Source organism: Citrobacter sp. Cf125 (genome assembly GCF_030333935.1).
GTDB classification, from domain to species: Bacteria; Pseudomonadota; Gammaproteobacteria; order Enterobacterales; family Enterobacteriaceae; genus Citrobacter; species Citrobacter freundii.
In genome coordinates this window covers 776,817-799,736 of the sequence record NZ_JAOWEY010000022.1, presented here as the reverse complement: position 1 = coordinate 799,736, position 22,920 = coordinate 776,817, and the positions used below count along the sequence as shown (strand labels likewise).

Here is a 22,920-nt window from a genome sequence, read left to right as displayed (position 1 = left end):
TGCGCATTCTTCCGTGAAATACGCCTGTATGCAATGGGAAACATGAAAGAATACAGGCTCTTTTTATCATTAGTCTGTGATTTGTTCTGCAAGTTTGGCTATACGCTTCGCCATCCCCCTGAAAATGAACAGGTGGGCGGGGATCATCAACAGCCAGTAGAAGAGGCCAGGCATACCGTGTGGATGCCACCAGGCGCGTACATCAATGCGTCGATGATCGCCTTTATCTTCCAGTGTGAAGCTCAGGCGACCCAATCCCGGTGCTTTCATCCCAAACAGCAGCGTCAGCTGTTTCTCCGGCTCAACGATGATGACTTTCCAGCTATCAACGGTGTCGCCAACTTGCAATAGTGGGTGTTCGGGACGACCTTTTGCCAGCTTATGGCCGACCAGCAGGTCCAACGCCGCGCGCGTCTTCCATAGAATATTGCCAAAGAAATAACCTTCTTTGCCGCCGAGTCGATTCACTACCTGCCACAGTGCTTTTTTGCTGGCGGAGGTTTCAACGCTAAAGCCAGCTTGTTTGGCGAAATAGCCATATTCTGGACGCCAGCGGGCAAACGCCTGTGCGTCGTAACCCCAGTCGCTGGAGTTGACCAGCTTCTCTTCTTCCTTCAACGTACTGCGCACCGCGTCATCAAAGGCAATCAGCTTTTGCGGGATCAGCGCACGTAGTTCGGTGTCATCGGCCAGCAGGTCGTGTTTTAAGCCCTGGATCAGCGCTTTGGCCGTGGTTGGCGGCACTGACGTAATGACGTTTAAAAACCAGACCGAAATCCAGCGGGTAGGGAAGGGGATGGGGATGAGCAGGCGATGTTTACCGCTGACCGCCATAAAATGCTCGAACTGTTCCTGATAGCTCAACACCTGCGGGCCGGCTGCTTCGAGTACGCGGTGATGTTGCGTGGGATGATCCAACAACGCCACCAGGTAGTACATCAAATTCTCCAGCGCGATGGGTGTGGTACGTGAGCGCACCCAGCGCGGAGGGGTGAGTACCGGCAGGTTGTAGACCATGTCGCGCATCACTTCAAAGGCAGCGGAACCTGCCCCCACGATAATGCCCGCACGCAATTCCGTCATTGGCACGCCTGATTCACGCAGAGTATCTGCGGTTACCTGTCGCGCACGCAGATGATCGGATTGTTCATGCCGGGGAGCCTGTAATGAGCTCAGGAAAATAAGCTGTTTGACCGGTGTATTACGCAGTGCATCGCGGACATTCATCGCCACCTGACGTTCGTGGGCGATAAAATCACCGCCTTCACCCATGCCATGGACCAGGTAATAAACCGTATCAACACCCGCCAGCAGTGGGGTGAGGTTATCTGGCCAATTCAAATCGACCTTATGGCAACTGACGTTGGCCAGTTGCTGCTTTTCCAGTCGTTCAATGCGACGTGCCGCAGCCAACACCTGATGCCCTTGCTGACTGAGCGCCTGTACCAAATGCTGACCAATGTAGCCACTGGCGCCAAGAACCAAAATCCGTTGCGGCACGCCCATCTCCTTATTGGGTTAAAAAAGCGCGCCAGTGGGCGACGACTTCAGCAAGTTGTTCACGTGATACGTCCAGATGCATCACCAGGCGCACAATCGGGGAAGCGTTAATCAGCACACCCTGCGCTTTCATATATTCACCCAGCGCGGCCGCGTGCTCTTCGCCAACGCGAACAAACAGCATGTTGGTGTCGTGGCGCATGACGTCCGCCCCTGCTTCGCGCAGTTGCTCCGCCATCCAGGCGGCGTTGTCATGGTCCTCCTGCAAACGCGCCACGTTATTTTTCAGCGCATACAGTCCGGCCGCCGCCAAAATACCCGCCTGGCGCATTCCGCCGCCGGTCATTTTGCGCCAGCGAATGGCACGCTTGATGTACTCGTGGCTGCCGACCAGCAGCGAGCCTACCGGCGTTCCCAGACCTTTGGAAAGACAAATGGTGAATGAGTCGCAGTATTGCGTGACATCTTTAAGCTCACAGCCATAGGCGACGATGGCGTTAAAAATACGCGCGCCGTCGACGTGCAGGGCAAGATTGCGCTCCCGGGTGAATTCCCAGGCCTCTTTCAGATACTCGCGCGGCAGCACTTTGCCGTTATGCGTGTTTTCCAGACTGAGCAGACGGGTGCGGGCAAAATGGATATCGTCTGCTTTGATTTTTGCTGCCACTTTGTCCAGCGGCAGGGATCCATCCGGCGCGGCATCGATGGGTTGCGGTTGAATGCTGCCGAGCACCGCTGCGCCACCCGCTTCGTAGAGATAGTTATGCGCACCCTGACCGGCGATATACTCTTCGCCGCGCTGACAATGGCTGAGCAGTGCAACCAGGTTCGCCTGAGTGCCGGTAGGTAAGAAAATGGCGGCTTCTTTGCCAGAAAGCTCGGCCGCGTATTGCTGGAGGGCATTAACGGTAGGATCATCACCGTAGACGTCGTCCCCGACCGGGGCGGCCATCATCTCTTCGAGCATGGCGCGACTGGGTCGGGTGACAGTATCACTGCGTAAATCAATCACGGGCATTCCTTTTTAAGTGAGGTAATGCCCTCTGTTTTACCTGAGCCAGTTAGTTTTCGCCAGTTCGATCACTTCATCACCGCGTCCGCTGATGATTGCGCGCAGCATATACAGGCTAAAACCTTTGGCTTGTTCGAGCTTGATCTGCGGCGGGATCGCCAGCTCTTCTTTCGCCACCACCACATCGACCAGCACCGGACCGTCAATTGACATCGCCCTTTGCAGCGCCTCATCAACCTCTGAAGATTTCTCCACGCGAATGCCCGTGATGCCACAGGCCTCGGCAATCCGCGCGAAATTCGTGTCGTGCAGTTCGGTGCCGTCAGTCAGATAACCACCAGCTTTCATCTCCATCGCCACAAATCCCAGCACGCTGTTGTTGAAGACAATAATCTTCACCGGTAACTTCATTTGTACCACCGACAGAAAATCGCCCATCAGCATGCTAAAGCCGCCGTCACCGCACATTGCCACAACCTGACGTCCTGGTTCGGTCGCTTGTGCGCCGAGTGCCTGCGGCATGGCATTAGCCATCGACCCGTGGTTAAACGATCCGAGCAGGCGACGTTTGCCGTTCATTTTCAGATAGCGTGCTGCCCACACCGTTGGCGTGCCAACGTCGCAGGTAAAGATGGCATCGTCAGCGGCAAAGTGGCTGATCTGTTGCGCCAGATATTGCGGGTGAATGGCTTTATCGCTGGGTTTGGCTAAATCATCCAGCCCTTTGCGCGCCTCGCGGTAGTGCTCCAGTGCTTTGTCCAGGAACTGCCGCTCGGTTTTCTCTTCCACCAAAGGTAGTAGGGCGCGTAACGTGGATTTAATATCGCCTACCAGCGCCATATCAACTTTACTGTGCGCGCCAATACTCGCCGGATTGATATCAATCTGAATAATTTTGGCGTCGGTGGGGTAGAACGGGCGATAGGGGAACTGGGTACCGAGCAGGATCAGCGTGTCGGCATTCATCATGGTATGGAAGCCGGATGAAAAGCCAATCAGCCCGGTCATACCCACGTCATAGGGGTTATCGTACTCAACATGCTCTTTCCCGCGCAGAGCGTGCACGATCGGGGCTTTGATTTTAGCCGCAAACTCAACCAGCTCTTTATGCGCACCGGCGCAGCCGCTGCCGCACATCAGGGCGATGTTGCTGGAGTAGCGCAGCAGTTGCGCCAGTTTTCTCAGCTCTTCCTCTTCCGGGGTGACTACCGGGAGCGGCGCATGATACCAGTGCGTGGTGGCGCTTTCAGGGGCGGGCTTCAGCGCCACGTCGCCGGGTAATACCACCACGGAGACGCCACGGTTGAGCACCGCTTTACGCATAGCTATAGCCAGCACCTGGGGGATCTGCTCAGGGCTGGAGACCAGCTCGCAATAATGGCTACATTCACGGAACAACTCTTGCGGGTGGGTCTCCTGAAAATAACCGCTGCCTATTTCACTGGATGGAATATGCGCGGCGATTGCCAGTACCGGAACGTGGTTGCGGTGGCAATCAAACAGGCCGTTAATCAGGTGCAGGTTGCCTGGCCCACACGAACCTGCGCAGACGGCCAGTTCGCCCGTCAACTGCGCTTCAGCGCCCGCGGCGAAGGCCGCAACCTCTTCATGACGGGTTGGCATCCAGTCAATTGTTCCCATACGATTCAGACTATCACTCAGACCATTTAGCGAGTCACCCGTTACACCCCAAATGCGTTTTACGCCAGCCTGTTCGAGTGTTTTAGCAATAAAAGCGGCAACCGTTTGTTTCATGGTTTTCCTTCTCCTCTAATGTGATACCGGTTACAAGTTTAGATGAAGATAATCGTTATGCTTCTCATTTCCCCCTTATTTCCGGCAGGTTTCATTTAACCTGTATTAAGCGTAGTTTGTTATTGGACATGGTGAAACAAGGAATAAATTCAAATGGTTATAAAACTATTAAATTCAGTTAACCGAGTACTGACTCACGAAGATTTTGGCAAGTTTTTGTTACGCCTTGCCGTCGGTGGGCTGATGCTGTTTCATGGGCTGCATAAACTGTTTGCTGGTATTGATGGCATCAGCGGCATGTTGATAGCGAAAGGTTTCCCGGGCTTTATTGCGTACGGCGTTCTGCTGGGAGAGGTTGTAGCGCCGTGTCTGATTATTCTAGGCATCCTGACGCGTCCGGCGGCGTTGGGGCTGGCGTTTACGATGGTTGTGGCATGGCTGATGGTCGGGATGGGCGAAACCTGGACACTGGATAAAACCGGTGCATGGGCGATTGAAAGTCTGGTGTATTTCTTCATCGGTGCGCTGGCCGTGGCGTTTTTGGGGGCGGGGCGTTACTCCGTTGCAGGAAATTCTGCCTGGCGATAGTTACCATTTGAGAGTCAATACCGAGGCGGGGGTGCGCTGACGGTTTGCCCGCCTCGTCGTTCAATCTGTCGCTAATCTATATGTCATCACTGTTCCATAGTTTGTGCCGACGTCTCAGCGCTCGCTGCGTCAATGCCCTTGCCATCGCGGCGCCTATTTCAGCGCTGACAACCAGTCCCTGAATAAACGGACGATCGTGCATCAACCACGGCAGCCCGCCAAAAGCGATGCGATTGCGGGCGTTTTCCGGCGCTTGCAGCGTGTAATCTTCGCCGATATCCGGGATCTCATCGCCACAGGCCAGCAGTTGATCGCGTAGCGTTGGGAAAGGGATATCTTTGCTCTGCAATGCCCGTTGCCCTCGGGCGTCAATAAACACATCGAATTCGCTGCGTCGACCGTGGTGGTAAATTACCGTCATTTCCTGCTCATTCGTACGCTCATAATCCGCACCAAGTGTGAGGATCTCAATCATCCCGGCGTCGTGCAGAGCCAGCAGTCGGCGGACTGATTCAGACGGGATTGCCGCATAATTATCGATAAACACGCGCGCCAGTCCTTGCTTAAAGCGCTTTTCATCAGGCAGATCAAGATGTGGGACGATCTCTTCGATTACCTCGTGTAGCCGCAGCAGGGTATAGCGCCATGCGACGGTACGCTGTTCCTGTTTGTTGCGTTCAACTTCAATCAGGTTGCGCTTCGCCCATTCAAAAGGATCGTGCTCAAGCCTGTCGGCAAAGTAGGCCTCGGGGAATGTGTCGGCGTTGAGTGTCTCAAGTGCTATCTCTTGGCTCCATTGCGGAGCTGCATCTTGCAGTTGTTGTACAATAATCCGGAAAATGCGGTCCAGTAATCCTTTTTGCCCATGGACAATGACGTCTTCAATTGCTTCAGGCGTTGCGATATTCAACGATTCATAGGGCAGAGGGCAGTAAAAATCCGCTTCAGGCAGCACACCGCTGCGCGACATTAGGGTCAGCTTCAGGCTTTGGCTGTCGGATTTACAGATAAACTGGAGTGCGTTATCAGCCCCGGTGGTGAAGGCACCGTGTTGGCAGGCCACGGCCATCGCTGCGTCAATCGCGCTGAGCGAGGTGCCGAGAATTCCTACCCGGCAAGCGCTAATCTGGACGTCCATTAGACCTGTCCACGGGCTGGGGAAAAACTTCCGTGTCTGTACATCCGTTTCAGGCCACAGATGACCGGTGGCGATAGCGGCGAAGTCCACCTCGACAGGCTGTGAAGCATGATTGATCCACAGAGAGACCCCATTCGGGTTTGCGCGCAGGTCGGTGACTTCGCTTGATTCGTTTATGCTAATCGCCAAGCCTGAGCCTCGCGCTTTCTCGACGATAGCGAATAAACGATCGCGATAATAGTCACCGAGGATCACGCGGGGCAAAAATTGCCGTTCATGCAAAGAATTACGTTCAATCCGAAACTGCGCCAGATAGTCATCACTTTGATTCTGTAGCCACGTCAGATAACTGATATAAATCGGTGGGATCTCTATGCTGGCTATATTTGCCAGCATGAAGTCTGCGTTGTTGTCGCTGTTATAAGGCATGCCAACGCCCGCCTGTTCAGCTTGCTCATAAAGCTCTATTTCCAGCGGTTCACCGCGCTCAACCAGGGCATGAAACGTATAAATGCCGGTGGGACCGACGCCGACAATGGCCACTTTTTTCATGGGGATCCTTGTAGAAAGTTCGACGTGGTAGTCCTGGATTATGCTTAATCTGCGAAGGGTAAGTGTGGTCGATAATTTACGGGGGAAGGAGGTATTTTGCCGGGGAGAGTGAAAATATCAGAATTTTGCAGCGCCTGAGAGCATAAAAAAGGCCACCCGGTACAGCCAGGCAGCCTTTTGCACATCAGATACCGGCCAATTACGCCAGCACTAAATCACCCTGCGGATGGCAGGAACAGGCCAGCACATAACCTTCAGCGATTTCTGCGTCGGTCAGCGTCATGGTGCTGCTGACCGTGTAGTTACCGTCAACCACTTTGGTTTTGCAGCAGCCGCAAACGCCTGCACGGCATGCGGCGACAACCGGAACCTTGTTGCTTTCCAGCGCTTCCAGCAGCGTACTGCCCACCGGCGCATAGAACTCTTTCGCCGGCTGTAGCTTAGTAAACTTCAGACCACTGGTGGCGGCTTCGGCAACAGGTGTGAAGAACTGCTCTTTAAAGAAGCGCGTCACACCCAGTGCTTTGACTTCTTTCTCGACCAGATCCATATACGGTGCCGGGCCACAGGTCATCACGGTACGCGAGGTCAGATCCGGTACGCTTTTCAGCAGTTCGGTAGTCAGTCGGCCGGAAACAAAACCTTCGGTGGCATTGTTTTCAGCAACTAATGTCACCGGATATTCACGCCACTCGTCGGCAAAAATGACATCTTGCGGCGAGCGCACGTTAAAGATTACCTGTACATCCGCTTGCGGGCGGTACTTTGCCAACCAGCGACGCATTGACATGATTGGCGTAACACCACAGCCTGCGGCCAGCATCAGGAACTTGTCTTCCGCTTTATCTTCACAGGTGAACTCACCCATGGCATCGGACAGCCAGATATAGTCGCCGCGCTTCACGTCGCGGGTTAGCCACTGTGAACCTGCACCATCGTCAATCCGGCGGATGGTCAACGTAATGTACTCGCTAACGCCCGGCGTTGAGGAAATGGTGTAAGCACGCAGCGTATCCGCTGAATTACGTACGCTGACCAGTGCATACTGCCCGGCGCGGTAAGGATAATAATCGTGGCACAGCAACGAAATTGTCCATACATCCGGCGTTTCCTGATGGATGTGGTGAACCTGCATCCGCCATGGGCACTGATGAGTTGGCATTGTCATTCTTTACTCCTTACGCGCTCAGCAGTTGCTTCATGTCTTCTTCAACGGTGGTCACGGAACGCAGACCAAATTTCTCGTTGAGAACTGCCAGCAGATCCGGTGTGAAGAAACCAGGCGCAGTCGGGCCAGTTACGATGTTTTTCACGCCCAGAGACAGCAGGGTCAGCAGAATAACAATCGCTTTCTGTTCGAACCAGGAGAGTACCAGAGACAGCGGCAGATCGTTCACGCCACAGCCCAGTTTCTCAGCCAGGGTTACCGCCAGGATAATGGCAGAGTAGGCATCGTTACACTGACCGGCATCGACCAGACGCGGCAGACCTTCGATATCGCCGAATTCCAGTTTGTTGAAACGGTATTTACCGCAAGCAAGGGTCAGAATCAGGCAGTCGTCTGGTACGCTGGTGGCGAAGTCGGTGAAGTAGTTACGTTCACCACGTGCGCCGTCACAACCGCCAACCAGGAAGATGTGACGCAGTTTTTCGCGGCTCACCAGGTCGATCAGGGTATCAGCAGCGCCCAGCAGGGTCTGACGACCGAAACCTACGGTGATCAGGTGCGGAATTTCACTGTACGGGAAGCCAGCCATCTGCTGCGCCTGTGCGATAACCGGACCGAAATCGTCACCTTCAAGGTGACTCACGCCCGGCCAGCCGACGATGCTACGGGTCCAGATACGGTCGTCGTAGGCGCCAACGGTTGGGTCGATGATGCAGTTAGAAGTCATCACGATTGGGCCAGGGAAGCGGGCGAATTCAACCTGCTGGTTCTGCCAGCCGCTGCCGTAGTTACCGATTAGGTGTTTGAACTTACGCAGTTCCGGATAGCCGTGTGCTGGCAGCATTTCACCGTGGGTATAAACGTTAACACCGGTGCCTTCAGTCTGCTCAAGCAGGTTGTAGAGATCTTTCAGGTCGTGACCGGAGATCAGGATGCACTTACCTTCGGTTGCTTTTACGTTGACCTGAGTCGGGGTCGGGTGACCGTATTTAGTGGTTTCACCGGCGTCCAGAATGCTCATCACTTTGAAGTTCATTTGGCCGATTTCCATTGAACACTCCAGCAGAGCGTTCATATCGGAAGGCCAGGTACCCAGCCACGCCATGATTTTGTGGTACTGAGCATAGATATCGTTGTCGTACTGACCAAGAACGTGGGCGTGCTCCATGTAAGCTGCCGCACCTTTCAGGCCGTACAGACACAGCAGACGCAGGCCGAGGATATTATCGCCGATGGTCGCTTTGTCTTTATTCGGGGTGAATTCAGCGGCCTGACGTTGCAGGTCGCCCAGATCGTCGCTGACCAGTTGCAGATCGGCCATCGGGTTATCGACGGTGGCGTTAGCGTCTTTAGCCAGGCATTGTGCTTTCAGGGCGTCGCGCATGGCGATAGCTTCACGGGCATAGCCAACAATACGCGGGGAATCGAAGTTTACGTTAGTCAGCGTGGAGAAGAACGCACGCGGCGCAAAGTTATCAACCTCATGGTCGATGATGCCGTATTCACGTGCTTTAACAGCCCATGCAGACAGACCTTGTAGGGAAGCAATCAGCAGATCCTGCAAATCGGAGGTTTCAGCCGTTTTACCGCACATACCCTGCGCGTAAGAGCAGCCGTTTCCTGCCGGAGTACGGATGGTTTGTTCACATTGCACACAAAACATGGTCACACCTTTTAAAGTTATATTTAATATACATGTTTAAGATTATGCCTGTGCGCGTAGGGATAAAAGGGATTTCTGCTACTACTTGCAGGGAGATTGATTTAGCGCAATTTTGGCGGTAGCTGACTACCGCCAGAGAGGTATTTGCCCGAGCGTCAGGCGGAGAAAAACGCCATCAGCAGAGGCACTAACAGACTCAAAATAAAGCCGTGGACGATGGCTGCCGGGACCATTTCCAGGCCGCCGCTGCGTTGTAAAACGGGCAGGGTGAAATCCATTGATGTCGCGCCGCATAATCCCAGCGCGGTAGAGCGGCTGCGGCCCACCATTCCTGGAATCAACATAATGGCGATCAGTTCACGGGCCAGGTCGTTAAAGAAGGCGGCACTACCAATTACGGGTCCGAACGATTCGGTCAACAGAATACCGGACAGGGAATACCAGCCAAAACCTGATGCCATCGCCAGCGCGGTTTTCAGCGGCAGACCGAGGATCAATGCATTGATAACCCCCGCCAGCATCGAACTGGCGACGACGACGACGGCTACGATCATCCCCCGACGGTTCAGTACAATTTGCTTTAAGGTCATACCGCTGTTGCGCAGTTGGATCCCCACCAGGAACAGTAAAAAGATTAACGTATATTCGCTGGCTTCGGTGGCATGCTGCAGAATGGGAAGCCCAGTGAGGCCGAGCAGGAAACCGATGACGACGACGCCGCAAAGCTGGAGCGACTCAAGCGCCATTGCAATTCGCGAGGGGAGTTTTTCTTGCTTGTGGTTGTGTCTCCAGGGCAGCGAACGCTCCAGCCAGAACAGCGCCGCAATATTACACAGTATAATGACCGTCACGCTGACCGCAGAATAATGAAGAATAGCTAACAGGTTGCTGGCGAGATTATCCAGAAACGCCAGGCTAATACCCATAAAAAAGAGAATAAGGTAGACGATCCAGCTCAACAGGCGATTGATAAGTTGTAATGCAGTCCTATGCCGGAGCGGAATAAGGTAGCCCACAATAAGGGGAACCAGAATGATTAACAGCCCTGAAAACATGAAAACCAGATCCTTGCTGAGAAGTAAGACGAAATGCGCTAGCACACACTACTCAAAGCAAAGAGGGGAGTAAAGTTGCAAATAAAAGGAAATATAGAGAGGATAAAAAAGACCTGACTTGCGCCAGGCCTTTTTTGTTAGCGATTAATCGCGTTTTTCCAGCAGAGTGCGGTAAATAAGGCCGCCGAGTACCCCACCGATAATCGGCATAACCCAGAAGAACCACAATTGTTGCAATGCCCAGCCGCCCTGGAAAATGGCTACTGCGGTACTACGTGCCGGGTTTACGGAGGTGTTGGTGACTGGAATACTGATCAAGTGGATCAAAGTTAACGCCAGACCAATTGCGATAGGTGCAAAACCTGCCGGAGCATGTTTATCGGTCGCGCCGTGGATCACTAATAAGAAGCCTGCGGTCAGAATAATTTCAATGACGACGGCAGAAAGCATGGAATAACCGCCTGGTGAATGTTCACCAAAGCCGTTTGATGCAAAACCACTGGCCGTTGCATCAAAACCCGCTTTACCGCTGGCAATAAGATACAGTGCCGCTGCTGCAACAATACCGCCTACAACCTGAGCAATAACGTAACCAATAACATCTTTTGCCGGGAAACGACCGCCAGCCCATAAACCGAAGGTTACCGCCGGGTTAAAATGCCCACCTGAAATATGACCCACGGCGAATGCCATGGTTAATACGGTCAGGCCGAATGCCAGCGCGACACCGGCAAATCCAATTCCCAATTCCGGGAATGCGGCTGCCAGCACTGCACTACCGCACCCACCAAAAACGAGCCAAAACGTACCGAAGAATTCAGCTGCTAATTTCCTGAACATAACCACCTCAATTAAAAGTTCCGGGTTCGTATTCCTTGCCCGGTAATTCATCGCTAAAAGGGACGATGATGAAAGAGCGGGTATTTTAGAAAAAAATATCATCCCTTCGCCAGTTAAATTGATGAAAAAATTTGATTTAAGGCAATATGTTGCGATTCCTTTTTGAATCTTGGGTGAATGAAGCATAGTCCAATTAGCGAAAGGACGATGATTAAGTTCTGAAATTATATTCAGGAGAAAACATAAGAAGAATATTCTTATTTTTTTTGCTTTTGCGATTCACGCCAGATTGATATCGGGTGTCCTGAGCCCCCGCTTGCCGTTATACTCCTGATAACTTGAAGGAAAAAGTTAGCATTTCCGGAGGCTATATGATTCTCGAACGCGTTGAGATTGTTGGATTTCGTGGTATTAACCGTCTGTCGTTGATGCTGGAGCAGAGCAACGTGCTGATTGGGGAGAACGCGTGGGGTAAATCCAGTCTGCTGGATGCCTTAACCCTGCTGCTGTCGCCGGAGCCAGACTTGTATCATTTTGTCCGCGAGGATTTCTGGTTCCCGCCGGGCGACATACAGGGCCGGGAACACCACCTGCACATTATCCTGACGTTTCGTGAATCCCAGCCGGGGCGTCACCGGGTACGTCGCTATCGCCCTCTGGAAGCCAGCTGGACGCCGTGCCAGGATGGCTATCACCGCATTTTTTATCGTCTGGAAGGCGAGTGTGCGGATGACGGTAGCGTTCTGACCTTGCGCAGTTTTCTTGACGGCGACGGCCATCCATTACCTCTCGATGACATTAACGATCAGGCGCGGCATCTTGTGCGCCTGATGCCGGTACTGCGTCTGCGCGACGCGCGATTTATGCGCCGGATCCGCAACGGTACCGTGCCGGATTCGGCGGACGTCGAAGTCACCGCCCGCCAACTGGATTTTCTGGCGCGTGAGCTGGCTACCCGACCGCAAAACCTGACCGACGGACAGATCCGCCAGGGGTTATCGGCCATGGTGCAGTTGTTGGAGCACTATTTTTCCGAGCAAGGGGCTGGCCAGTCCCGCTACCGTCTGATGCGCCGTCGCTCCAATAACGAACAACGGAGCTGGCGCTATCTGGACATTATTAACCGCATGATTGATAAACCCGGCGGACGTACGCACCGGGTTATTCTGTTGGGCCTGTTTTCGACCCTGTTGCAGGCCAAAGGCACGCTGAGGCTGGATAAAGACGCCCGACCTTTATTGCTGGTGGAAGATCCTGAAACGCGTTTACATCCCATCATGCTTTCGGTGGCCTGGCACTTGTTGAATTTACTGCCTCTGCAGCGAGTGGCGACAACCAACTCCGGTGAACTGTTGTCCCTTACTCCCGTGGAACATGTTGTTCGTCTGGTACGTGAATCATCCCGCGTTGCCGCCTGGCGGCTGGGGCCGGGTGGGATCAGTGCAGAAGATGGTCGGCGAATCGCATTTCATATTCGTTTTAATCGTGCGTCATCGTTGTTTGCCCGCTGCTGGTTGCTGGTAGAAGGCGAAACGGAAACTTGGGTTATTAACGAACTGGCCCGTCAGTGCGGACATCACTTTGATGCAGAAGGGATTAAGGTAATTGAATTCGCCCAGTCCGGTCTTAAGCCGCTGGTTAAATTCGCCCGCCGGATGGGTATCGAGTGGCATGTGCTGGTCGATGGTGATGAAGCCGGGAAAAAGTATGCGGCCACGGTGCGCGGTTTGTTGAATAACGACAGAGAGGAAGAGCGCGATCATTTAACCATGCTCCCCGCGCTGGATATGGAACACTTTATGTATCGCCAGGGGTTTGCTGATGTCTTTCACCGGGTGGCACAAATCCCGGAGAACGTGCCCATGAACATGCGCAAAATTATCTCCAAGGCGATACATCGTTCGTCAAAACCGGATTTAGCCATTGAGGTAGCGATGGAAGCCGGGCGGCGCGGCGTTGACGCAGTGCCAACGCTGCTGCGAAAAATGTTTTCCCGCGTGCTGTGGCTGGCACGCGGCAGGGCGGATTAGTGGTGAAACATCGACGACAGCTGCGAATGGATGCTGTCCAGTAGCTGATAGCGGCGGCGGTATTCTGCGCGTTTTTTGCTGGCAATATCCGCCTCGCTTTTTCGCGCCAGCGTGCGCGGAATATGATAGTACCCGTGTCTGTCGCACTCGCCGCCAACCGATTCCCAAAATGCGTTGTAGTCGGAATGAATTATCTTATTTTTATCGTGGTAGCGTTGGCTGCGAAAGATATGCTGTTCATTGCTGACTGCCATAACATTATCGATATTCAATCGTTCTGCTAACCGGCAAATGGCTTCCATTACAATACGTTTTGGGAATATCCCGTGACAGGACTTGGTCGCTTTTTGGATTGCTTCGTGAGGAAGTTGCGCATTGCCCTGTACACCGCCAATAAATAATGTACTTTTGCCATTATATTCGCAGAACGTAAACGTCATTTTAGTCAGCACGTCGCCGTCGCCATTTTGCACCTGAATAGTGCTCTCTCCCTCTTTATCCAGCACCGGGAACATCATCATGGTTACGGTAAATATATCGCCATCTTTGCCTTCAATTTGCGCCAGTTGTAAGCCGTCATTGCTTAATAAGGCGTTAAATTCTGCGGGTAAAAATGCATGGCGGATAACATTATAATGAAAACGCACCGCGTCTAAACGCATTTTACGGGTGAAGTTTGCGGCAAGGTAAGGACGATGCAAACGCACCGGCAATCGGGGTTGGTGGGATAGCAGGTTTTCAAGATCCGGCCATTGGGACAGTTCTGTCATCCATTCCTGGGTGAGGCGAGGTATCAAGAGTGAGCGCCAGATAAACTTACGACGAAAGCTCCGCTTATCCCAGCAATGTGCGGGACGTAAATGACCGCTGCTCAGGCTGTAAAAAAGACCAAAGCTGGTGACGGGTTTGGTGGAAAGAAAAGTGCTTTCAGTTAGTTGACTCATAATATAAATCCGATTGATACCCTGGTACTAATTTCAGCACAGCGGATCTTAACCATTCATCAATAACTCTGTTATTCTTGCGCTTTTCAACGGCGATTTATTTAACGTTGATGTTTAGCACTCCACTCTGGTGGACGTATTGGGGGAATTGGGACATTTATGAAGCTCAAGGGAAAAATCAAAAAACGCTATTTTCTGTTCGCCATCATCCTTATTGTGGCGGTAATTGCACTTTGGCGAACGCTTAATGCGCCTTTACCTCAGTATCAAACATTAATTGTTCGTCCGGGCGATCTGCAGCAAAGCGTGCTGGCTACCGGTAAACTGGATGCGCTGCGTAAAGTTGACGTCGGGGCGCAGGTCAGCGGGCAGTTAAAAACGCTGTCGGTCGCGATTGGCGATAAAGTCAAAAAAGATCAGTTGCTCGGCGTAATCGATCCTGAACAGGCGCAAAACCAAATCAAAGAGGTTGAAGCGACGCTAATGGAATTGCGCGCCCAGCGTTTACAGGCAGAAGCTGAGTGGAAACTGGCGCGGGTGACGCTTTCCCGTCAGCAACAGCTGGCAAAAACCCAGGCCGTTTCACAGCAGGATCTCGACACGGCGGCCACCGAAATGGCGGTCAAACAGGCGCAAATTGGCGCAATTGACGCGCAAATTAAACGTAATCAGGCTTCTCTCGATACGGCAAAAACCAACCTTGATTACACCCGCATTGTCGCGCCAATGGCAGGCGAAGTAACGCAAATTACTACCCTACAAGGGCAAACCGTTATTGCCGCTCAGCAGGCACCTAATATTCTGACGCTGGCGGATATGAGCACCATGCTGGTAAAAGCGCAGGTTTCTGAGGCTGATGTAATTCACCTGCAACCTGGGCAAAAAGCCTGGTTTACCGTACTGGGCGATCCGCAGACACGCTACGAAGGCACGCTGAAAGATGTTCTTCCGACGCCAGAGAAAGTGAATGATGCGATTTTCTACTATGCCCGCTTCGAAGTTCCCAATCCGAAAGGGATCCTGCGTCTGGATATGACCGCGCAGGTCCATATCCAGCTCACTGATGTCAAAAATGTTCTGACGATCCCGCTGTCGGCACTGGGCGATCCTATTGGTAACAACCGCTATAACGTCAGGCTACTGCGTAACGGCGAAACCCGCGAACGTGAAGTGGTTATCGGTGCGCGGAATGACACCGATGTGGAGATCGTGAAAGGGCTGGAAGAGGGTGATGAAGTCATTACCGGCGAGGGCAACGCTGGAGCTGCAAAATGACAGCACTGCTTGAACTGAGCCATATCCGCCGCAGCTATCCCTCAGGTGAAGGCCAGGTTGAGGTGTTGAAGGACGTATCCTTGAGCATTCAGGCCGGGGAAATGGTGGCGATTGTCGGGGCGTCGGGTTCGGGTAAATCGACGCTGATGAACATTCTCGGCTGTCTGGACAAACCTACCAGCGGTACGTATCGGGTTGCCGGACGGGATGTCTCCACGCTGGATAGCGATGCGCTGGCACAGCTGCGCCGTGAGCATTTCGGCTTTATCTTCCAGCGCTATCATTTGCTGTCACATTTAACCGCGGCGCAAAATGTCGAGGTGCCTGCGGTCTACGCTGGCACCGAGCGTAAGCAGCGCCTGGCGCGTGCGCAGGAATTACTCCAGCGGCTGGGTCTGGGCGACAGGGTTGATTATCAACCTTCTCAACTTTCCGGTGGTCAGCAGCAGCGGGTCAGTATCGCACGTGCACTGATGAACGGGGGACAGGTTATTCTTGCCGACGAACCCACCGGTGCACTGGATAGCCATTCCGGCGAAGAGGTGATGGCGATTTTGCATCAGCTGCGCGATCGCGGACACACGGTAATTATCGTCACGCACGACCCGCAGGTTGCCGCACAGGCCGAGCGGGTCATTGAAATTCGTGACGGCGAGATTGTGCGCAATCCGCCGCCACAGAAACCCTCTGGTGGACGCGATATCGCGGAGCCAACGGTGAAAACGGCATCCGGCTGGAGCCAGTTTGTCAGCGGATTCCGTGAAGCGCTTACCATGGCCTGGCTGGCAATGGCTGCGAATAAGATGCGAACGCTACTCACCATGCTTGGGATCATCATCGGTATTGCTTCTGTGGTGTCGATCGTGGTGGTAGGCGATGCGGCTAAACAACTGGTACTGGCAGATATTCGCGCTATTGGTACTAACACCATTGATATCTATCCTGGCAAAGATTTCGGCGACGACGATCCGCAATATCAACAGGCATTGAAGTATGACGATTTGACGGCGCTACAGAAGCAGCCCTGGGTCAGTTCGGTAACACCTGCAGTGTCGAAGAACCTGCGGTTACGCTATGGCAATATCGACGTTGCTGCCAGTGCTAACGGCGTTAGCGGCGACTATTTCAACGTCTATGGCATGACATTTAGCGAAGGGACCACCTTTAACGCCGAGCAACTGGCGGGGCGCGCTCAGGTGGTGGTGCTCGACAGTAATACCCGGCGCCAGTTGTTCCCCAATAAAGCGAAAGTTGTCGGCGAAGTCGTGCTGGTGGGAAATATGCCGGCCACGGTAATTGGCGTTGCAGAAGAGAAACAGTCGATGTTCGGCAGTAGCAAGATCCTGCGGGTCTGGCTGCCCTACAGCACCATGTCCGGACGAATTATGGGGCAGTCGTGGCTGAACTCGATCACCGTGCGAGTAAAGGATGGTTTTGACAGTGCCCAGGCCGAACAGCAACTGACCCGACTGTTGACGTTGCGCCACGGTAAGAAGGATTTCTTCACCTGGAATATGGACGGTGTCTTGAAAACCGCTGAAAAGACCACACGTACATTACAACTCTTCCTGACGCTGGTGGCGGTGATTTCGCTGGTGGTTGGTGGGATTGGCGTGATGAATATTATGCTGGTTTCGGTAACCGAACGAACGCGTGAGATTGGCATTCGTATGGCGGTAGGCGCGCGTGCCAGTGATGTGCTGCAACAGTTCTTAATTGAAGCGGTGTTAGTGTGTCTGGTTGGCGGCGCGTTGGGCATTAGCCTGTCGATGCTGATCGCCTTTACACTTCAGCTATTCCTGCCGGGCTGGGAAATTGGATTCTCACCCGTCGCGCTGTTGACGGCGTTCCTGTGTTCGACTGCAACCGGGGTGTTGTTTGGCTGGCTACCGGCGCGGAATGCGGCACGTCTGGATCCAGTAGATGCTCTGGCGCGGGAATAATGCCACAGAGATAAAAATGCCAGCCGCAAAGGCTGGCATTTTGACTGCAGGATGTACACAATGAGACAGAAGAGCTATGCGACAGCTTCTGCTTCAATGACAGGCACGATGACACTGGCATGATTGCCTTTTGGCCCCTGGTGGACATCAAACTGGACAGACTGTCCGGCTTTTAGCGTTCTGTAACCATCCATCTGAATGGTGGAATAATGGGCGAAAATATCTTCGCCGCCGCCTTCGGGGCAAATGAAACCAAACCCTTTGGCGTTGTTGAACCACTTAACAGTACCCGTTTCCATACTTCGACATCCTTCGTAAATCTTATATAAGTAAGATGGAATGAACCGGTGGCGGAGTGGGGGCTGTTCAAAACCTCGCCAACTCTCGAAACTACAATTTAGAGAAATCAGGCGGGGCGTCAAGCGCCAGGCAGACAGAATAGGGTAAAAATGCATCAAAATTTGAAGCAGTTAACGCTATTGTCGGTTATGTGACAGATGTCGCGGATGGCACTAATAGATGATAGTTATCTAATACTTGAGGTAGATTGATTGTGCGCATAGGCTGCTTGTCAGCGGCAAGATTTTCTGCCGGAAACCGTAACTGAAGATGACGACTGACAATGGGTAAGACGAACGACTGGCTGGATTTCGATCTGCTGGCGGAAGACAAATTGCGCGACGCGCTAAAACCGCCATCTATGTATAAAGTGATATTAGTCAATGATGATTACACTCCGATGGAGTTTGTTATTGACGTGTTACAAAAATTCTTTTCTTATGATGTAGAACGTGCAACGCAACTGATGCTTGCAGTTCACTATCAAGGCAAAGCGATTTGCGGCGTGTTTACTGCCGAAGTGGCTGAAACCAAAGTAGCGATGGTGAACAAATATGCGAGGGAGAACGAGCATCCGTTGCTGTGTACGCTGGAAAAAGCCTGAATGCAGGCATAAACATTGGGGGAGGTGCCTATGCTCAATCAAGAACTGGAACTCAGTTTAAACATGGCTTTCGCCAGAGCGCGCGAGCACCGACATGAGTTTATGACCGTCGAGCACTTGTTACTGGCGTTGCTCAGTAACCCGTCGGCCCGCGAAGCGCTGGAAGCGTGTTCTGTGGATCTGGTGGCGCTCCGTCAGGAACTCGAAGCCTTCATTGAACAGACCACACCTGTATTGCCTGCCAGTGAGGAAGAGCGCGACACGCAGCCGACGTTGAGTTTTCAGCGTGTACTGCAACGTGCGGTCTTTCATGTTCAGTCCTCCGGACGCAATGAAGTTACCGGCGCAAATGTGCTGGTTGCTATCTTCAGCGAGCAGGAATCTCAGGCGGCTTATCTGCTGCGTAAGCATGAAGTAAGTCGTCTTGATGTGGTGAATTTTATCTCTCATGGCACGCGTAAAGATGAACCCAGCCAGTCTTCTGACTCTGGGAATCAGCCAAATAACGAAGAGCAAGCTGGCGGGGAGGACCGTATGGAGAACTTCACGACTAACCTTAACCAGCTTGCCCGAGTGGGCGGAATTGATCCGCTCATTGGCCGGGACAAAGAGCTGGAGCGCGCCATTCAGGTACTGTGCCGTCGCAGAAAAAACAACCCGCTGCTGGTGGGAGAGTCTGGTGTCGGTAAAACCGCCATTGCCGAAGGCCTCGCTTGGCGTATCGTCCAGGGTGATGTGCCTGAAATCATGGCTGATTGCACCCTTTACTCCCTGGATATCGGCTCGCTGCTGGCAGGCACTAAATATCGCGGTGATTTTGAGAAACGCTTTAAGGCGCTGCTGAAACAGCTGGAACAGGATACTAACAGCATTCTGTTTATCGATGAGATCCACACCATTATCGGTGCGGGTGCGGCATCGGGCGGCCAGGTGGATGCGGCTAACCTGATCAAGCCGCTGCTCTCCAGCGGTAAGATCCGTGTTATAGGCTCCACAACCTATCAGGAATTCAGCAATATCTTTGAAAAGGACCGTGCGTTAGCGCGCCGTTTCCAGAAAATCGATGTCACTGAACCATCGGTAGAAGAGACCGTGCAGATAATCAATGGTCTGAAGCCGAAATACGAAGCGCACCATGACGTCCGCTATACCGCCAAAGCGGTGCGTGCAGCGGTCGAACTGGCGGTGAAATACATTAACGATCGTCATCTGCCGGATAAAGCGATTGACGTGATTGATGAGGCGGGCGCACGTGCGCGTCTGATGCCGGTCAGCAAGCGCAAGAAAACCGTCAACGTGGCGGATATTGAGTCCGTGGTGGCCCGCATTGCGCGGATCCCGGAGAAGAGCGTATCGCAGAGCGATCGCGACACGCTGAAAAACTTGGGCAACCGTCTGAAAATGCTGGTATTCGGACAGGATAAAGCCATTGAGGCGCTGACTGAAGCGATCAAAATGAGCCGTGCCGGTCTGGGACACGAGCATAAGCCTGTCGGTTCGTTCCTGTTTGCCGGACCAACTGGCGTCGGTAAGACCGAAGTCACGGTGCAGCTCTCCAAAGCCCTCGGCATTGAACTGCTGCGTTTTGATATGTCCGAGTATATGGAACGCCACACGGTCAGCCGTCTGATTGGTGCGCCTCCAGGATATGTCGGTTTTGACCAGGGCGGTTTGCTGACTGATGCTGTTATTAAGCATCCGCATGCGGTACTGCTGCTGGATGAAATCGAAAAAGCGCACCCGGATGTCTTTAACCTGTTGCTGCAGGTGATGGATAACGGCACGCTGACCGACAATAACGGGCGTAAAGCGGATTTCCGCAACGTGGTGCTGGTCATGACCACCAACGCTGGTGTACGTGAAACTGAGCGTAAATCGATTGGGTTGATTCATCAGGACAACAGTACTGATGCGATGGGCGAAATCAAAAAAGTGTTTACGCCGGAATTCCGTAACCGTCTCGACAACATTATCTGGTTCGATCATCTCTCTACCGAGGTGATTCATCAGGTTGTTGATAAGTTTATCGTCGAGCTTCAGGTTCAACTGGATCAGAAAGGTGTCTCTCTTGAAGTGAGTCAGGAAGCTCGTGACTGGCTGGCAGAGAAAGGCTATGACCGCGCAATGGGCGCACGTCCAATGACGCGTGTTGTCCAGGATAACCTGAAAAAACCATTGGCTAACGAACTGCTGTTCGGTTCGCTGGTAGATGGCGGTCAGGTGACCGTTGCGCTGGATAAAGAGAAAAATGAGCTGACCTATGGTTTCCAGAGTGCGCAAAAGCACAAGCCAGAAGCAGCACATTAATCTTTAATCACCTAATGAGCCGGGCATAATGCCCGGTTTTTTTTCGCCTGAAAGTAAAGATTTGAATTGGGGAGATTCGGAGAGTTTAAATGGCAGGCAAAAAATAAGCCTGCGTAAGGGAGATTACGCAGGCTAAGGAGGTGGTTCCTGGTACAGCTAGCATTTATGGGTTATGTTTTTCAGCGGAGTGGATAATACCCTTAATGAACGAAACGGTATGTGATCGATTTCTAAGAATCTTCCGAACGCTGAAAAATAACCGTAATTAACTACTTAGCATGCGGGTTACGTGTGGACTCGCTGGCAAAATTACGCATCAACAATGCATAATTCAGGTCGATATCCTCTGGTACAGGCATCCACACGGTGTAACCATCGCCCGGCGCAACTGGCATGGCTTCGCCTTTCGCGTTTTCCATCTGCTCGAGAGTAAAGTTGATATTGCCTTGTGGGGTCATCAGCTCCAGGCTGTCGCCGACGGTGAATTTGTTTTTTACCAGCACGGCCGCCAGTTCACCTTTACGTTCGCCGGTGAATTCTCCGACAAACTGCTGACGCTCGGAAACAGAGAAGCCGTATTCGTAGTTCTGATAGTCGTCATGTGTATGGCGGCGCAGGAACCCTTCGGTATAACCACGATGCGCCAGACCCTCCAGCGTTTCCAGCAGTTGCGGGTCGAACGGTTTACCGGCTGCGGCATCATCAATGGCTTTACGATAGACTTGCGCGGTACGTGCACAGTAATAGTACGACTTGGTGCGGCCTTCAATCTTCAGGGAATGCACGCCCATCTGCGTCAGGCGTTCAACGTGGGCAATGGCACGTAAATCCTTTGAGTTCATGATGTAAGTGCCGTGTTCGTCTTCGAATGCGGTCATGTACTCACCCGGGCGCTGGGCTTCCTCAATCATAAAGACTTTGTCTGTTGGTGCGCCAATACCCAGCGTGGGTTCGACGTTTTGTACCGGGATAGGCTCGTACTTATGCACGATATTGCCCACTACATCTTCTTTCCCTTCCTGCACGTTGTATTCCCAGCGGCAGGCATTGGTACAGGTACCCTGGTTTGGGTCACGCTTGTTGATGTAGCCAGAGAGCAGGCAACGGCCGGAGTAGGCCATGCACAGCGCGCCGTGAACGAAGATCTCAAGCTCCATATCCGGCACCTGGGTGCGGATCTCTTCAATCTCTTCCAGCGACAGCTCACGGGAGAGGATCACGCGGGTCAGCCCCATCTGCTTCCAGAATTTCACCGTCGCCCAGTTTACGGCGTTAGCCTGTACCGAAAGGTGAATGTCCATGTCAGGGAAGTTTTCGCGCACCAGCATAATCAGACCAGGGTCTGACATGATCAGTGCATCCGGCCCCATTTCCACCACCGGTTTCAGATCACGAATGAAGGTCTTCAGCTTGGCATTATGTGGGGCAATGTTAACCACCACATAGAATTTTTTACCCAATTCATGGGCTTCATTAATACCGAGCTGCAGGTTTTCGTGGTTGAATTCGTTGTTGCGTACGCGCAGTGAGTAACGCGGTTGGCCCGCATACACAGCGTCTGCGCCATAGGCGAAAGCGTAACGCATGTTTTTCAGCGTTCCCGCCGGGGAAAGGAGTTCCGGTTTAAACATAATTTTCTCGTTCTGATGACAGGTCAGACTCGCCTCACTCAATGAGGCGGTTAGGGGAGTGCCCCCATATTAAGGGCGGGCATTGTAGCGCTGCAGGGAAGGCAGGTAAAGAAAAACGCCGGGCGACAGCGTTGCGTTACCCGGCTGAGCGAGTAATTATCAGGTCTTATCTTTTATCGTCTGACTGACACCATTGGTCTTAACCGAAGTAATACCGGTCTCGCGTGACTGTTCATTCGCATACAGTTGACTGCTACCAATAATCTGGTGGTTTGCAGCTTTCAGGTTGAAATGTAATTTTCCATTAGCCGCTGTTTTTTTCTCATAACGCTCATCCAGAGGGCTGTTAGCCTGGACAGATGCGATCCCTTTTTCCGCAGCGCCTTTGGTAGTGTAAAGCTCGCTGGTAAGGATTATTTCCCCGTTCCCAGCTTTAAGAACAAAGCGGTACTGATCATCGCTACTTTTACTTAATTCAAACCAACCAGCCATATGAACTCCTTGATTAAAAGTTTTAGATCAAACAGTTATTGACGACAGTGTTGTCAGAAAGAGTATGAGCGATATTTGGAGAGT

The 22,920-nt window shown here is 52.6% G+C and carries 18 protein-coding genes; 6 read left to right on the top strand and 12 right to left on the bottom strand.

Annotation, left to right across the window (positions count from 1 at the left end):
- Positions 1–69: 69 nt before the first annotated feature.
- Genes OGV89_RS08120 through poxB form a run of 3 tightly spaced genes read right to left on the bottom strand, consistent with a single transcriptional unit; the run spans position 70 to position 4,267 of the window.
- Positions 70–1,500: an SDR family oxidoreductase gene (locus tag OGV89_RS08120; RefSeq protein ID WP_200002847.1), complete on the bottom strand. Its 1,431-nt coding sequence runs from the start codon at positions 1,498–1,500 to the stop codon at positions 70–72.
- A 10-nt stretch (positions 1,501–1,510) separates the two neighbouring features.
- Entirely contained in the window at positions 1,511–2,512 is a 1,002-nt protein-coding gene (ltaE, locus tag OGV89_RS08115; protein WP_016150626.1) for a low-specificity L-threonine aldolase, read from the bottom strand.
- A gap of 36 nt (positions 2,513–2,548) precedes the next feature.
- A complete protein-coding gene (gene poxB, locus OGV89_RS08110; protein ID WP_003027264.1) occupies positions 2,549–4,267 on the bottom strand; it encodes a ubiquinone-dependent pyruvate dehydrogenase in 1,719 nt (572 codons plus the stop codon).
- Between the two features lie 153 nt (positions 4,268–4,420).
- On the opposite strand from poxB, the gene OGV89_RS08105 reads away from it, so the two are divergent.
- Positions 4,421–4,855, top strand: a complete 435-nt coding sequence (locus OGV89_RS08105) for a DoxX family protein (RefSeq protein ID WP_003840198.1) — start codon at positions 4,421–4,423, stop codon at positions 4,853–4,855.
- A gap of 76 nt (positions 4,856–4,931) precedes the next feature.
- Here OGV89_RS08105 and OGV89_RS08100 read toward each other — a convergent pair whose 3' ends face one another.
- From OGV89_RS08100 to aqpZ, 5 genes are all read right to left on the bottom strand, one after another.
- On the bottom strand, positions 4,932–6,545 hold the full coding sequence (locus OGV89_RS08100) for an FAD-NAD(P)-binding protein (RefSeq protein WP_200002845.1): 1,614 nt from the start codon (positions 6,543–6,545) through the stop codon (positions 4,932–4,934).
- A 199-nt stretch (positions 6,546–6,744) separates the two neighbouring features.
- The gene (hcr, locus tag OGV89_RS08095; RefSeq protein WP_003027256.1) at positions 6,745–7,713 is read right to left on the bottom strand and encodes an NADH oxidoreductase; all 969 of its coding nucleotides are present in this window, start codon (positions 7,711–7,713) and stop codon (positions 6,745–6,747) included.
- Positions 7,714–7,723: 10 nt separating this feature from the next.
- The gene (gene hcp / locus OGV89_RS08090; protein ID WP_044701892.1) at positions 7,724–9,376 is read right to left on the bottom strand and encodes a hydroxylamine reductase; all 1,653 of its coding nucleotides are present in this window, start codon (positions 9,374–9,376) and stop codon (positions 7,724–7,726) included.
- 155 nt (positions 9,377–9,531) lie between these two features.
- A complete protein-coding gene (locus tag OGV89_RS08085; protein WP_016150624.1) occupies positions 9,532–10,431 on the bottom strand; it encodes a LysO family transporter in 900 nt (299 codons plus the stop codon).
- A 144-nt stretch (positions 10,432–10,575) separates the two neighbouring features.
- Positions 10,576–11,271, bottom strand: a complete 696-nt coding sequence (gene aqpZ / locus OGV89_RS08080; RefSeq protein ID WP_003840208.1) for an aquaporin Z — start codon at positions 11,269–11,271, stop codon at positions 10,576–10,578.
- A gap of 371 nt (positions 11,272–11,642) precedes the next feature.
- Between aqpZ and OGV89_RS08075 the strand changes: the two genes are divergently transcribed.
- Positions 11,643–13,301, top strand: a complete 1,659-nt coding sequence (locus OGV89_RS08075; RefSeq protein WP_003840210.1) for an ATP-dependent endonuclease — start codon at positions 11,643–11,645, stop codon at positions 13,299–13,301.
- Here the strand turns inward: OGV89_RS08075 and OGV89_RS08070 are convergent.
- Entirely contained in the window at positions 13,298–14,245 is a 948-nt protein-coding gene (locus OGV89_RS08070) for a VirK/YbjX family protein (protein ID WP_286558492.1), read from the bottom strand. The two genes, OGV89_RS08075 and OGV89_RS08070, sit on opposite strands and share 4 nt — an antisense overlap.
- 159 nt (positions 14,246–14,404) lie before the next feature.
- Between OGV89_RS08070 and macA the strand changes: the two genes are divergently transcribed.
- Both macA and macB read left to right on the top strand, forming a co-directional pair.
- Complete coding sequence (macA, locus tag OGV89_RS08065; protein WP_016150621.1) at positions 14,405–15,520, top strand: macrolide transporter subunit MacA; 1,116 nt, start codon at positions 14,405–14,407, stop codon at positions 15,518–15,520.
- Positions 15,517–17,463 (top strand): macrolide ABC transporter ATP-binding protein/permease MacB, encoded by a 1,947-nt coding sequence (macB, locus tag OGV89_RS08060; protein WP_003840216.1) that lies wholly within the window; start codon positions 15,517–15,519, stop codon positions 17,461–17,463. The genes macA and macB overlap by 4 nt, the downstream gene beginning before the upstream one ends.
- A gap of 74 nt (positions 17,464–17,537) precedes the next feature.
- Here the strand turns inward: macB and cspD are convergent, their stop codons facing one another.
- Positions 17,538–17,762, bottom strand: coding sequence for a cold shock-like protein CspD (cspD, locus tag OGV89_RS08055; RefSeq protein ID WP_003036813.1), 225 nt, complete (start codon positions 17,760–17,762; stop codon positions 17,538–17,540).
- 323 nt (positions 17,763–18,085) lie between these two features.
- Here cspD and clpS point away from each other — a divergent pair, with 323 nt between their 5' ends.
- Together clpS and clpA are read left to right on the top strand one after the other, a co-directional pair.
- On the top strand, positions 18,086–18,406 hold the full coding sequence (gene clpS / locus OGV89_RS08050) for an ATP-dependent Clp protease adapter ClpS (protein WP_003036810.1): 321 nt from the start codon (positions 18,086–18,088) through the stop codon (positions 18,404–18,406).
- A gap of 30 nt (positions 18,407–18,436) precedes the next feature.
- Positions 18,437–20,713, top strand: coding sequence for an ATP-dependent Clp protease ATP-binding subunit ClpA (gene clpA / locus OGV89_RS08045; protein WP_003036804.1), 2,277 nt, complete (start codon positions 18,437–18,439; stop codon positions 20,711–20,713).
- Between the two features lie 269 nt (positions 20,714–20,982).
- Here the strand turns inward: clpA and trhP are convergent, their stop codons facing one another.
- Together trhP and OGV89_RS08035 are read right to left on the bottom strand one after the other, a co-directional pair.
- Positions 20,983–22,344 carry a prephenate-dependent tRNA uridine(34) hydroxylase TrhP gene (gene trhP / locus OGV89_RS08040; protein ID WP_003844346.1) on the bottom strand — a complete coding sequence of 454 codons (1,362 nt, stop codon included), beginning with the start codon at positions 22,342–22,344 and terminating at the stop codon, positions 20,983–20,985.
- A gap of 159 nt (positions 22,345–22,503) precedes the next feature.
- Positions 22,504–22,836: a YegP family protein gene (locus tag OGV89_RS08035; RefSeq protein ID WP_003841759.1), complete on the bottom strand. Its 333-nt coding sequence runs from the start codon at positions 22,834–22,836 to the stop codon at positions 22,504–22,506.
- Positions 22,837–22,920: the final 84 nt, after the last annotated feature.